Raw genomic sequence first — 12,070 nt, forward strand, 5'->3', positions numbered from 1 at the left:
GATCCAAGGCGTAAGTAAAGGTGCGCGCGGCAGCATTCCCTCCCCCTTGTGGGGAGGGTTAGGGTGGGGGTCCTTCTGCGTAAGAATCCATATGCGATAGCCCTACCGTGAACGGGGAGAAAGAAGCTCGCATCGGCGCTTTCGCCAGTCTCGGCGCTAGCCCCAGGAATGCCCGCCCGGGCATCGCAGGCCCGGTGCCCCCAAGCCTTACCCGCGAATCCATGGAACGAGGCCGCATTTCAGGAGTTTATATCAGGTCAACCTTGAAAGGAGGCAGCAATGAAGAAGCTCCTGCTTGTCTCGGTTATCGCCATTGCTTCGGCGGCGGCGATGATCGCCCCCGCTAGCGCCCGAAGTCACGTCTTCATCGGCATCGGCGGCGGCTATAACGACTATTACGGCAACGACTATTACAACGGTTATGGAGATTACGGCGGCCGCTACTATGGTCCCTATCATGCCTATGACGCCTATGATAACGGCTACAGGCCCCGTTATTATCACCGGTACCACCGTTGCCGCGTCGAGCTGGTCAACCACTGGCACCACCACCACAGGGTCGTCGAGGAAGTCCGCGTCTGCGGATGATTTGATCTGATCGAGTGAAACCGATCCGGCCGGCATCGCCGGCCGGATCATTGCGGCGGGCGATTTCTACCCCACGCGCCTCATCGTCATGCCATAGTGCACCGCCAGCAAATCCAGCCCGACCTTCAACAGCTTCGTCACCACGTCGCGCCCCTCGCCGGTCTGCTCGGCCAGGCTCTTGATTGACCCGCCGGCGCAGCAGACTTTCCGCACCACCACGGCCACCTCCCAATGCCCGAGCGCCTTGGTGGCGGCGGCATGCGCGCGGCCGGCGTCGAGCACGCTGTCGGCAATGCCGCCGCCCTGGCGGCCACCGTCGACGCGCTCGGTCCAGCGCATCGGCTTCACATCAGCCTGCTGGCTGCACTGAAAATCCTCGCGGTAGCGCTGGCCGGCTTCGCGCTGCTGGCGCGACAGCGAGGTTATGCCCAAAAGCGGATCGACATTGCGCACCCGCACGATGCCGCCGGTGGAGGTATGGCCGTCATTCGACACCTCGTAGACGCGCCGCGCCTCGAGCGTGCCGGATGCCAGCCGCTTGCGGCCAAAGGCGTCATCCCTGAGCGCGAAATCGTGGCCGATCTCGCGGCGGATGCGCACCTGCTCGGCCTCGCCCTTCGGCAGTTTCGGCGCTTGCGGTTTGGCGGGTTTGGTCTTTTTGGGCATGGGTGGCTCCTTGCTGTTGGGTGTTCGAGTGGGGCTTTGCAGAACCTGGGTTCCTCGCCCCCGCGAAGCGCGGAGAGGACGGAGAGGGGGCGGCGCCGACAGCAGACGTTGTTTCAGGGCTGGGCGTTCAGCGATCAATTCTCAACCGGCTTTGACTTCGCCGAGGGCGTCCCCCTCTCCGTCCCGGCTTCGCCGGGCCACCTCTCCCCCACTTCGCGGGGGCGAGGAATCCAAGACTTGCGAGGTCTGCCGCCGCGCCATCAGCTCGCGCATGGTGCGCCTCTCCCGCACCTCGATGCAGAGCTGGGCGCTCGACGGGCAGAACTGAGCGTTGCCGCTCCTCACCTCGCCGCGCACGAAGCGCTGGATGGCGGCCTGCAGGTCGCACAGATCGGCGTCGCGTACCGCACCGAGATAGCCGCGCATCTGCATCTCGACATCAGTCAGGGCGGATTGCGGGAAGCATGAGAACATCGCGGCCAGCGCCTTCGTCGCCTGCTGCAGTTCGGCTGCGGTCATGGGTGCGGATCTCCTCGATGATGGCGTTGGCGGCGTCGGCGTGGGTTTTCGGCCTGATCCAGCCGGCCGGCTTTTTCGGTCCGCGCGGCGGAGGCTGCTCCGTCTTTTCCCGTGAAAGACCGGAAGCTTTTTCACTCTGGTTTCTGGAGTCTGGAAGATGCCGTGGCAAAGAACCGGCATTCGCCGCCTCATGCGCCTTTGTTTTCAAGGCGGTGGCGGCGCCGCCGCGCGCGCCTGCGGCGGCCCTCGCCTCGCTTTTGGCCTGCGCCTTGTGCAGCTCTTTCGTCAGCCGCTTGTGAGCGATCTCGCCCGCTTCGCGCTCGAAGAAGGTCAGGAGATCGGCGCTGATGGCGCGCCATCTTTTAAGGGACAGGCGCGCCACCCGCGCCAGCTTGGCGTCGTCGTCGGGCAGCCGGCCGCCGGCGTTCCACATCGCCATCAGGATGAGCATGTAGGCGCCGATCTGCTCGGTGGAGAGCTGAAGCGTGTCGCCGACGAAATCGGAGACGTAGAGCTGCATGAAGGGCCGTTCGCTCATGCCATCCTCCGCGCCGCGCGCACGGCCCGTCCGATGGAACCAGCCGTCGGCCCGTACGTTATGACGCCACCACGCCAAGGGGAGGTTTGCCGATGACGGCTTTCATGCCGGTTACCCTGCGCTTTTGCGACAACAAGACCATGCTGGTCGGCTCGGTGGCCGACGCCGCGACCGCGTTGCGGCACCCATGGCCCGACAAGACCGCGCCGGCCTATCTCGACGCGGCACGGCTGGTCAGGCTCGCGGTTGAGGGCAGTTGCTGCCCGCGTACGGCCTTCGAGGCCTTCACCAGGGCCGCCAGGCAACAGGGCATTTTGGTGGCAAGGCCGAGAAGCCGCGCCCACGATTGGCTCGACGCGGCCGCCAGCCCGTGAAGCGGGCGCAGGAGCGATGCAACCGCCTGCCGGCCTCGCGCGTTTATGAGCGTTGGCTTGAAAGCCGCGCGCAGACCGAAGGTGAATGTCGTGGGTACGATGAAAACCGGAGTGCCGCTCAAAGTGAGCCTGGACGGGCATGTCGAGGAAATTGACAATGTCAGCGATGCCGCCGATTTCCTGCAGCGGTGGCCGATCGAGCGGCGCGGTCATGTCTATCGCAGCGCTCTCAACGCCTGCAGCGCGGCGATCGCGGCACAGATATCGGAATCCGATGCGATAAAGGCGTTCACCGGCTTCGCCCGCGTCACCGGCATCCTGGTTGCCGACAGCGGGCCGGCCATGAGACTGGAACCCCGCCCGGTGCAGAGCCGCATGCCCAAGCAAGGGCGGCAGGCGCCGAAATAGGGTTCCGCCTCTTTCTTCCCGTTTACGGGGAGAAATGCCCGGCAGGGCAATGAAGGGCGGCGCCAGCGCTTCGGCAAGTGGCATCTGAATCGGATGCTTGAAGTTCATATCACTCTCAACCCCGCCTCATCAGCGCGGCCCCTCATCCGCCTGCCGGCGTTCGCCGTTCGCGAGCCAGGCAATTGGCTTTTCGTCGCTGCGCGGACCACGTCTTACCTCCCCGTATAGTGACGGGGAGAAGGGAAGCTCAACCCGCCTCGCAAACACGGCGGCGAAAGCGCGCCTGGTGATAGCCGCAGTAGCTTTTCATCGCCTTGGTGCGCATGCCGCAGCACAGCATGTCGGCGCCCGGCCGCCCGCCCGGCGCATCGTTTTCAGGATCTTCTTCGAGCGTCAGGTCCAGCGGCGCGCGGCAGCGGCCGAACAGGCAATCGATGAAGCGCATCGCCACCCCATGCGGCTGGCGGCCGATGGGGCCGCGCTGCGGCGCCGGCACCTTGAAGCGATAGGCTTCGCCGTCGGCGATCAGCACGCCCACCTCGCGCACGAACAGGCGCGGCGGCAGCCAGACCGGCGAAGCGTCGTGCCTGACCCGGGCCATGGCCTTGCGCGTGTCGACGCCTTTGCCGACGGGCACATCGGCACCCTTTTTTACGGCTGCGGCCGCCTTGCCGGTGGCCTTGCCCTTTGTCCTTCCGCTGGCCTGCGTTCCGCCGGTCCGCTTGTCCTTCGCCCGTTCGCCGGCAACCTGCCTGGCCGCCGGCGGCATGCCCTTGCCGTTGGCGAAGCCGATCGCGTCCAGCATGGCGTTGCGGTGGACGATGCCTATGATGGCGTTGCGCGATACCGGGCTGCCGCGCAGTGTGCTGAACGCCGCCGCGATCTTCGAGGCCGAAAGCCCTTCCTTCAGCCAGCGGGCGATCTCTTGCAATTCGGCGTCGCTATAGCTTGCCATATCCAGGCTCCATCCAGCGGTCCGCCTTCGGCCGCGCTTGAAGAGCGCACCGTCGGCCAGGCGTCAGGGTTCGGGCCCGGTCCGGGCCACGGTCAGGGGTGTTGCGTTCGAAAGCCGGCTTCCGCCGGTGTCAGCCGGAGCGGATCGATTGCCCGGCTGCGAGGCGCGCCAGCCGCGCCTCCGCGGTCTTTCTGTCGGGGGCGGAAACCGCCCTGCCCGTCATCGGCTCGAACAGGATGACGGTGCCGTCCTGCGTGCGGATGCAGGAGCGGGCGAACGGACCGGCAGGAGACCGGTCGAATTGGAGGCCGGAGCCGAGGGGAGCGGCGGCTCCGGCCGTTCCGGCCGCCGGTGACGGGCGGACCGGACCCGAGGCATCAAGGCTCTCGGGCTTCGCCCCGGCCGGGGAGGAGGACGGCCGGAGCGGAAGGGAATGGGCGGCGACTTCAGTCGCCGGATGCGCCTCACGGGAGGCCGGCGCCACGGCGCCATGAAAACTGGACAGGTTCTGCATGGCCAGATATAAGCATAACTCAAAAATAGATGCAAGCTATTCTTTCATAGACGAGAGCAGCTTTCATCGCTCACATGGGCGCCATGGCGAAAACGGAACTGTCGATCAAGGTCGGGGCGGCGATCCGCCAGGCGCGCAAGCAGCGCGGGCTGGTCATGCGTCACATTGCCGAGCACAACGACACCGATGTCGCCGCCGTCGGCAATTGGGAAACCGGCCGCAACCTGCCCAAGACCGAGAACCTCTTGAAGACCGCCGCCTTCCTGCGCGTCGACCCGGTCGCGCTCGGCAAGGGCGAGGTCGTTTTCCTCGACGAAGCCGGCCCGGTGGCGGACGCCGAAATCGTCACCGATGCCGGGCCATTGCCGGCCGGACCGATGGACATCGAACTGCTTGGGGCCGCGGTCGGCGGCGACGATGGCGACTTCACCTTCAACGGCGAGGTCGCCGGCTATGTCCAGCGTCCGCCAGGCATCGCGCATCTGCGCAAGGTGTTTGCGCTGCACGTGCTCTCCGATTCCATGGTGCCGCGTTACGAGCCTGGCGAAATGCTCTATTGCGGCGGCCGCGACGCCGTGCCCGGCGACCACGTTGTGATCGAGACCTTCCCGGAAGAAAACGAGCGCAACGGCAAGGCTTTCATCAAGAAACTGGTCAAGCGCACGGCAGGCGAGCTGGTGGTCCAGCAGTACAATCCGCCGAAGACGTTGACCTTCAACCGCTACGCCATCAAGCACGTCTGGCGCGTCATCCCATTGAAGGAATTGCTGGGGTATTAGAGGCTGCCTCCTCCTTCTCCCGCTGCGGGAGAAGGAGGAATCCGCCCACTCAAGCCCGCCTGGACCACTCCAGCGGCACTTCGCGATCGCTCAGCATCAGCGCTTCGCTGCGCACGCGCTGGCGCTCGTCGATGAACGCGGCCTGGATCGACACCGCCGTGCCGGGCAGCCCTTCGGCGCGGCAGGCGGAGCAGACGATGCGCCGGGACAATGCGGCCAGCGGCGTGTTTCCCGTCACCCCGAACCGCTTCAGCTGATCGGGCCGCCACCACCTGTTGCGGCCGCAATCGGCGCACTCCACAGAGATCGAGGCAACCTGCGCGATCACTGGTTCCCTGCCTGGCAATGCCATCGCCCCTCCTGCCTTTTGTTCCTGATTTGTTCTTATATTCGTGTGTTTTGAACCCGGAGTCGAGTCGTAGCCTCAAGACATTCCCAAAAGTTTTCCTTCTGCAACTTTTTGAGTTGTGCTTATATACACTTGCAAATGTGAGTCGGGGCGTGAACCAAGTCCCGGCATCGGATCCGGGAGCAATGATGGATGCAGCCGATTTCGCCCGCGCCTGCGGTTACACCGGCGACAGCCCTGCTTTGCTCAAAGCCTTCGAGGCGATCCGCTGCAACGGCATTGCCCATGCCCGCCAGGACCATTTCAGGCGCAAGGCCGTCATCGACGAACTGAAACGGTCCGAGCCGCTGTTCCTGGCCGCGATCGGCCCGGCCCTGTCGGCGGACGAAGCCATCGAGGACGCCGCCCGCTTTATCGCCTGCTGGCGCAACATGCCGCGCTGGCGCCAGGAGCGGCGCCTGCCCGATCTCGCCAGGGCCAGGCAGCAGCGTCTGGTGGCACGCTTCTTCCGCCGCTACGGCCATCGTCTATGGACGCTCGCAGCGGCCTGAAATGCGGCAGCCAGCGTGACGGGTCTGATGATGTCGAAAGACATCAGGGTCCCTCACGATATCAGGAATCACCAGCGCCTCGTTTCTTCCAGCACCCCTCGTCCATTCGCGCCGATCCACTTTCTCCCCCAAGGAGGAAGGCAAAGCGCCCCCGGCCCTGATTCCGTCGAATTGATGCGTGACTGGTGGCCACCAAACCGCCGGAAGGACCCGCCATGAAACGCCTCGTTCTTGCCGTCCTGTGGATAATGACGCTCGCTTTGTCCGCTCATGCCGCTGGCGACACCACGACCGGGCTTGCCGACACCACGGTGCTGATCGTGCGGCATGGCGAAAAGCCTGACAGCGGTCCCGGCCTGTCGCCGCAGGGCGAGGCCCGCGCGCAAGCCTATGTCGCCTATTTCCAGACCTTCATGCTCGATGGCGTGCCGTTCCGGCCCGATGTGCTGGTGGCCAGCGCCGATTCAAAAAACAGCGCGCGCGAACGGCTGACGCTGATGCCACTTTCCGAAGCGCTGAAACTGCCGATCGACCAGCGCTTCGCCGATAGGGAAGCTCAAGGCCTCGTCGCCGCGCTCGCCAGCGAAACCCATGGCAAGTCGATCCTGATCGCCTGGCACCACGGCCAGCTGACCAAGCTCATCAAGGCGTTCGGCGCCGACCCCAAGGCACTGCTGCCGAACGGCAAATGGCCAGACGACGAGTTCAACTGGGTGGTGGTGCTGCGCTTCGACCATGCGGGGCATGTGGTGCCGGATTCGGCGCGCGTGATCGAGGAGAAGCTGCCGGGTTGAAATGGCCAGCGCTGACGCCCAGGCGCAAACCTCTGCTCACCTCCGCACCCGTGACTTCAGCCAGCGATCAAAGGCCACCGCCAGGATCAGGATCAGGCCGATGACGATGCTTTGCGTGTAGGACGAGACGTTGTTGAACTGCAGCCCGTTCTGCAGCACGCCGATCAAGGCCGCCCCAACCACCGTGCCGCCGACCGAGCCGATGCCGCCGAACAGTGAGGTGCCGCCGATGACGACGGCGGAGATCACCGTCAGCTCATAACCGATGCCGGCGACCGCTTCCGAGGAATTCAGCCTGGCCGACAGCACGAAAGCGGCGAGCCCGGCGAAGAATCCGACGATGACATAGACCGAGACCAGGATGCGGTCGACGCGCAGGCCCGACAGCCGTGCCGCCTCGGCATTGCCGCCGACGGCATAGACGGCCCGGCCATAGCGCGTGTAGCGCAGCACGATGTGGCACAATATGGCGGCCACCGCGAAGATGATCGCCGGCACCGGCACCGGGCCGATCAGGCCGGTGCCGAACCAGCGCATCGAGGCATCGAAGCCCGAGATCGGGCCGCCATTGGAGATGGTCAGCGTCAGCCCGCGAAACACCGTCAGCCCGCCCAATGTCACGACAAAGGGCGGCACTTTCAGCCTTGTGATGGCAAGCCCCTGCACGCCGCCGGCGGCCGCCCCCACCACCACGGCGGCGAGAAGTGCGGCGAACCAGCCGTAGCCCTGCGTTCCAGATGTCGACAGCGAAAGCGTGTTGGCCGCGCCGCCCTTGGCGACGACGGCGGCTACCATGCCGCAGAAGGCGAGCAGCGAGCCGACCGAAAGATCGATGCCGGCGGTGAGGATGACGAAGGTCATGCCGAGCGCGATCAGCCCGGTGATCGAGATCTGCCGCGTGATATTGAACAGGTTGATGGGGTCGATGAAGCTCGGCTTCAGCACGGTGAAGACGACGACGAGGGCTGCCAGGAACAGCAACGGCCCGAAGCTCATCAAAAGCCTTGCGAGTGTGGCGCCGCCGCGCTGGCCCTGTTCCTCGGCGATGCTCATCGTGCCAGCCCCTCCCCATCCTGCCCGAGTGCTTCCTGCCCGCGCGCGTCCTGCCCCCTCGCATCCTGCTTGTCGAGCGCCATCAATTCCATCAGTTTTTCCTCGTTTGCCTCGACGCCCGGCATCTCCCCGGTGATGCGGCCCCGGCGCATGGTGACGATGCGATCCGACACCGCCAGCACCTCGGGCAATTCGGACGAGATCATCATCACCGCGATGCCGCGCGCCGCCAGTTGCACCAGGATCTGGTGGACTTCCGCCTTGGCGCCGACATCGACGCCGCGCGTCGGCTCGTCGACGATCAGCACCTTGGGATCGCGCGCCAGCCAGCGCGCCAGGATCACCTTCTGCTGGTTGCCGCCCGACAGGCCCTCGATCGCCTGTTCGGCCGACGCCATGCGGATCGACAGCATCTTGCGGAAACCCGACAGCGCGTCGCGCTCGCGCCGCTCGGCCATGAAGCCGAAACCGTTGCTGAACCGCCCGAGCGAAGCGACGGAGAAATTCGGCAATATGCCGAGCGCGGCAAAGATCGCCTGGTGCTTGCGATCCTCCGGCACAAGGCCGATACCGAGCGCGATGGCGTCGGCGGGTGAAGCCGGCGCGATCGGCTTGCCTTGAAGCGTGATCGTGCCCGCCGCGATGCGGTCGGCGCCGAAAATGGCGCGCGCCAGTTCCGTGCGGCCCGAGCCGACAAGGCCGGCGACACCGAGGATCTCGCCGGCCTTTAGGTCGATGTCGACGCCGTCGAGCACGATGGCGTGCGGCGCCTCGGGGTCGCGCACGGTGCGCAAGGACCGCACCGACAGCACGACATTGCCGGCCACCGCGCGTTGCACAGGCCGCGCATAGAGTTCTGACGCGGCGCGTCCGACCATTTTTTCGATGATCCGTGGCAACTGGATCGGCCCCCGCTCGCGGTCGAGATGCCCGGCCAGCCTGCCGTCGCGCAGCACCGTCATGCGATCGCAGATGGCCGATGCCTCCTCGAGCCGGTGGGTGACGAACATGATGGCGACCTTGTCCTTGCGCAGCCGGTCCATGATCGACAGCAGCCGCTGCACCTCGGTCTCGGTCAGCGCCGAAGTCGGCTCGTCCATGATGATCAGCCGGCTTTTCAGCGACAGCGCGCGGGCGATCTCGACCAGCTGCTGCTCGGCCACCGACAGCGCCGACACCGGCGTCATCGGGTCGATGGAAAGGCCGACGCGGGCGATGATGGCGCGGGTCGCCTGCTCCATCTTGCGCCAGCTCACCAGCCCGAGCGGACCGGTCGGCGCGCGGCCGATAAAAATGTTCTCCGCTACCGTCAGCGTCGGGATCAGGCTGAGCTCCTGGTAAATGGTGACGATGCCGTGCTGCTTGGCATCCTGCGGACGCGCCGGCTGGTAGTCGGCGCCGTCGAAAATGATGCGCCCGCTCGACGGCGGCATGACGCCGGAGAGGATCTTGAGCAGCGTCGATTTGCCGGCGCCGTTTTCGCCGAGCAGACCGAGGATTTCGCCCGCCCTGACCTCGAGCGAAACGTCGCTGAGCGCGGTGACGCCGGCGAAATGCTTGGTGACGCCCTCGACGGCGAGCAGGACGGGCGATGCGGATTCAGCTGGCTGCAAGGAGTGCTCCTTGATGCGGTTCAGGCTGCGCTTGAACACCCCCCTCTGGCCTGCCGGCCATCTCCCCCGCAAGGGGGGAGATCACCAGTGTCTCTGACGGCGCTTTTCCTGCAACGTTTGAGGTTGGCGAAAAGAGACGAACAGTCAATCTCCCCCCTTGCGGGGGAGATGTCCGGCAGGACAGAGAGGGGTGCTGTCCCGCCCGCCTCGCCAATCGGCCGATGTCCACCCGCCCCTACTTCGTCTCATTCAGCCTCTCGGCCTTGTCGAGATTGTCCTTGCCGATGACGATGGGCGTCAGCAGCACCAGCTTCTCCTTCGGCTCGGTCTTGCTCTTGGCGTAGGCGACCGCGATCTGCACGGCGGTGCGCGACTGCTGGCCGGGGAACTGTTCGACCGTGCCGGCAAGCTTGCCGTCGCGCACGGCGACCAGCGCTTCCGGCAGCGCGTCGAAACCATAGATCTTGACATCGGTGAAATTGCGCGCGGCACAGGCTTCGAGGGCGCCGAGCGCCATGTCGTCATTGGCGCAGATGATGGCGTCCGGCTTGCCATTGGCGGCAAGGCCGGCTTCCGTCACCGACAGCGCCTCGGCACGGGCGAAGTTGGCGGTCTGCTCGAAGATGATCTGGTACTTGTCCTTCAGCGGATCGAGCACATTGTGCACGCCCTTGTTGCGGTCGATCGCCGGACCCGCGCCCGGCTGGCCCTGCAGGTGGAACAGCTTGGCGCCGTTGGGGAATGCCGCCACCACGGCCTTGGCTTCCGCCTCGCCGCCCTTGACGTTGTCGGCGCCGACATGGGCGAGGATGCCCTGGACACCGTCGACGCGGCGGTCGATCGTCACCACGGGAACGCCGGCCTTCACCGCTTCCTCGATGGCCGGCGCCAGCGCGTTGACGTCGAGCGGCGAAATCACGATCGCGTTGACCTTCTGCACCAGCGCCGCCTCGATGTCGGCGGTCTGCTTGGTGGCCGAATTCTGGCCGTCGCTCTCGGTCAGGTTGACCCCTTGAGCCTGCGCCTCGGCCTTGATCTCGTTCAGCATGTGCACGAAGAACGGAAAGCCGAGATTGGGCACCGAGCCCAGTATGGTCAGCTTGTCCTCGGCGAACGCCGAGCGTGCGGCCAGAACCATGGCGCCCGCGGCCACGGACGTCATCAGGAATTCACGTCTGTTCATGGGTGATCCTCCTCCACAAGAACGCACGGCCCCGGAAACCGGGACCGGTTTCAGGAAGGATCATGCGTCGGTTCAAAGTGTTGGAGCATCCTCCTTGCGCCCGATGGCGCATGCCGCTCCAGCTGACGGCCGCCTATAATTCCTCCGATCGGCGTCAACAAGAGAATGCTAACCCAGGGTCAACCATTTGTGCAACATCGATATAACAGTGCCGGAAGGTGAATTATCAGAATTGTCGGAATTTTTGGATTGCGCGCATTCGGCCTTTGCCTGATGTCCATCGAAGATATCGTCCGTGACCGGTTCAGAAGTCGCGGCTATCTCACCTGGCGGGCTTATCGGTTCTGACCCACTCTCCCATTTTTGTTGAAATGGCGCTTTTCAATGTGTATAAATACACATGAAGAGCGCCGAAATTATCCGCCTGCTGGAAGCTGATGGTTGGTACGAGGTTGCCCGAAAGGGTAGCCATGCGCAATTCAAACACCGCGACAAGCAAGGGCGGGTCATCACCGTTCCTCATCCCAAGCGCGATATCCCGATAGGCACTTTACGCAGCATTGAAAAGCAATCTGGACTGAAACTGAGGTGACGACATGAAGCAGTATATCGGACTTATCCATAAGGATGCCGGCAGCGACTTCGGTGTGTCCTTCCCTGATTTCCCGGGCGTGATTACCGCTGGTAAGGATCTGGATGAGGCCCGGATCATGGCCGAAGAGGCCCTCGCCCTCCATATCGAAGGGTTGGTCGAGGACGGCGATGCTGTTCCGGAGCCGTCCAGTCTGGAGGCTGTGATGGCGGACGCCGATAACCGTGACGGTGTTGCAATCCTGGTCGCGGCCAAGACCGAGGCCAGGAAGACCGTACGGATCAACGTGACGCTGCCGGACGACGTTCTCCAACGGATCGATGCCTTCGCCGAAGCCCATGGCTATACCCGGTCCGGTTTTCTCGCGAAGGCGGCTGAGAAAGTGATGAAGCTTGAAGCGGCTTGAGGCGGGTCGCTCAAAGCAACCTCGGCTTCGCCAGCGCTATCGAGGCCGAGGCTTTCGCCCTACGAGTACCCCCACCCCTATCCCCTCCCCACAAGGGGGAGGGAGACTTTAGCATGTTTTCCGATGTGGGGCGAAAGCGACGGTGCGCGCGGCAGCATTCCCTCCCCCTTGTGGGGAGGGGTTAGGGG

Annotated in this window: 17 protein-coding genes; 8 read left to right on the forward strand and 9 right to left on the reverse strand. The window is 64.8% G+C overall.

Annotation, left to right across the window (positions count from 1 at the left end):
* Positions 1-279 precede the first annotated feature (279 nt).
* The gene (locus FJ958_RS30980) at positions 280-588 is read left to right on the forward strand and encodes a hypothetical protein (protein WP_140749813.1); all 309 of its coding nucleotides are present in this window, start codon (positions 280-282) and stop codon (positions 586-588) included.
* 66 nt (positions 589-654) lie between these two features.
* On the opposite strand, the gene FJ958_RS30985 is transcribed toward FJ958_RS30980, so the two are convergent.
* The 3 genes from FJ958_RS30985 to FJ958_RS30995 form a co-directional block, all read right to left on the reverse strand.
* Complete coding sequence (locus FJ958_RS30985) at positions 655-1,254, reverse strand: DUF6456 domain-containing protein (RefSeq protein ID WP_140749816.1); 600 nt, start codon at positions 1,252-1,254, stop codon at positions 655-657.
* Positions 1,255-1,395: 141 nt separating this feature from the next.
* Complete coding sequence (locus FJ958_RS30990) at positions 1,396-1,773, reverse strand: hypothetical protein (protein WP_140749819.1); 378 nt, start codon at positions 1,771-1,773, stop codon at positions 1,396-1,398.
* Positions 1,694-2,311 carry a DUF1376 domain-containing protein gene (locus tag FJ958_RS30995; RefSeq protein WP_140749822.1) on the reverse strand — a complete coding sequence of 206 codons (618 nt, stop codon included), beginning with the start codon at positions 2,309-2,311 and terminating at the stop codon, positions 1,694-1,696. Before FJ958_RS30995 ends, FJ958_RS30990 begins: the two co-directional genes overlap by 80 nt.
* Positions 2,312-2,403: 92 nt before the next feature.
* Between FJ958_RS30995 and FJ958_RS31000 the strand changes: the two genes are divergently transcribed.
* Positions 2,404-2,685 carry a DUF982 domain-containing protein gene (locus FJ958_RS31000; RefSeq protein WP_140749825.1) on the forward strand — a complete coding sequence of 94 codons (282 nt, stop codon included), beginning with the start codon at positions 2,404-2,406 and terminating at the stop codon, positions 2,683-2,685.
* Between the two features lie 45 nt (positions 2,686-2,730).
* Entirely contained in the window at positions 2,731-3,093 is a 363-nt protein-coding gene (locus FJ958_RS31005; protein WP_140749828.1) for a DUF982 domain-containing protein, read from the forward strand.
* Between the two features lie 247 nt (positions 3,094-3,340).
* On the opposite strand, the gene FJ958_RS31010 is transcribed toward FJ958_RS31005, so the two are convergent.
* Both FJ958_RS31010 and FJ958_RS31015 read right to left on the reverse strand, forming a co-directional pair.
* Positions 3,341-4,048, reverse strand: a complete 708-nt coding sequence (locus tag FJ958_RS31010; protein ID WP_140749831.1) for a GcrA family cell cycle regulator — start codon at positions 4,046-4,048, stop codon at positions 3,341-3,343.
* 130 nt (positions 4,049-4,178) lie between these two features.
* The gene (locus tag FJ958_RS31015; RefSeq protein WP_140749834.1) at positions 4,179-4,562 is read right to left on the reverse strand and encodes a hypothetical protein; all 384 of its coding nucleotides are present in this window, start codon (positions 4,560-4,562) and stop codon (positions 4,179-4,181) included.
* Between the two features lie 74 nt (positions 4,563-4,636).
* Here FJ958_RS31015 and FJ958_RS31020 point away from each other — a divergent pair, with 74 nt between their 5' ends.
* Entirely contained in the window at positions 4,637-5,341 is a 705-nt protein-coding gene (locus FJ958_RS31020; RefSeq protein ID WP_140749837.1) for a helix-turn-helix transcriptional regulator, read from the forward strand.
* A 49-nt stretch (positions 5,342-5,390) separates the two neighbouring features.
* Here FJ958_RS31020 and FJ958_RS31025 read toward each other — a convergent pair whose 3' ends face one another.
* Positions 5,391-5,693, reverse strand: a complete 303-nt coding sequence (locus FJ958_RS31025; protein WP_140749840.1) for a hypothetical protein — start codon at positions 5,691-5,693, stop codon at positions 5,391-5,393.
* Positions 5,694-5,875: 182 nt separating this feature from the next.
* Between FJ958_RS31025 and FJ958_RS31030 the strand changes: the two genes are divergently transcribed.
* A complete protein-coding gene (locus FJ958_RS31030; protein ID WP_246679858.1) occupies positions 5,876-6,241 on the forward strand; it encodes a hypothetical protein in 366 nt (121 codons plus the stop codon).
* A gap of 215 nt (positions 6,242-6,456) precedes the next feature.
* On the forward strand, positions 6,457-7,035 hold the full coding sequence (locus tag FJ958_RS31035) for a flagellar basal body-associated protein FliL (RefSeq protein ID WP_246679859.1): 579 nt from the start codon (positions 6,457-6,459) through the stop codon (positions 7,033-7,035).
* Positions 7,036-7,071: 36 nt separating this feature from the next.
* On the opposite strand, the gene FJ958_RS31040 is transcribed toward FJ958_RS31035, so the two are convergent.
* From FJ958_RS31040 to FJ958_RS31055, 3 genes are all read right to left on the reverse strand, one after another.
* Positions 7,072-8,088 (reverse strand): ABC transporter permease, encoded by a 1,017-nt coding sequence (locus tag FJ958_RS31040; protein ID WP_140749843.1) that lies wholly within the window; start codon positions 8,086-8,088, stop codon positions 7,072-7,074.
* A complete protein-coding gene (locus FJ958_RS31045) occupies positions 8,085-9,701 on the reverse strand; it encodes a sugar ABC transporter ATP-binding protein (protein WP_140749846.1) in 1,617 nt (538 codons plus the stop codon). Before FJ958_RS31045 ends, FJ958_RS31040 begins: the two co-directional genes overlap by 4 nt.
* Positions 9,702-9,936: 235 nt before the next feature.
* The gene (locus tag FJ958_RS31055; RefSeq protein WP_140749849.1) at positions 9,937-10,884 is read right to left on the reverse strand and encodes a substrate-binding domain-containing protein; all 948 of its coding nucleotides are present in this window, start codon (positions 10,882-10,884) and stop codon (positions 9,937-9,939) included.
* Between the two features lie 400 nt (positions 10,885-11,284).
* On the opposite strand from FJ958_RS31055, the gene FJ958_RS31060 reads away from it, so the two are divergent.
* The gene (locus FJ958_RS31060; protein WP_140749852.1) at positions 11,285-11,476 is read left to right on the forward strand and encodes a type II toxin-antitoxin system HicA family toxin; all 192 of its coding nucleotides are present in this window, start codon (positions 11,285-11,287) and stop codon (positions 11,474-11,476) included.
* Positions 11,477-11,480: 4 nt separating this feature from the next.
* Complete coding sequence (locus FJ958_RS31065) at positions 11,481-11,882, forward strand: type II toxin-antitoxin system HicB family antitoxin (RefSeq protein WP_140749855.1); 402 nt, start codon at positions 11,481-11,483, stop codon at positions 11,880-11,882.
* Positions 11,883-12,070: the final 188 nt, after the last annotated feature.

The sequence above is a fragment of the Mesorhizobium sp. B2-3-5 genome (genome assembly GCF_006442395.1).
GTDB lineage: Bacteria > Pseudomonadota > Alphaproteobacteria > Rhizobiales > Rhizobiaceae > Mesorhizobium.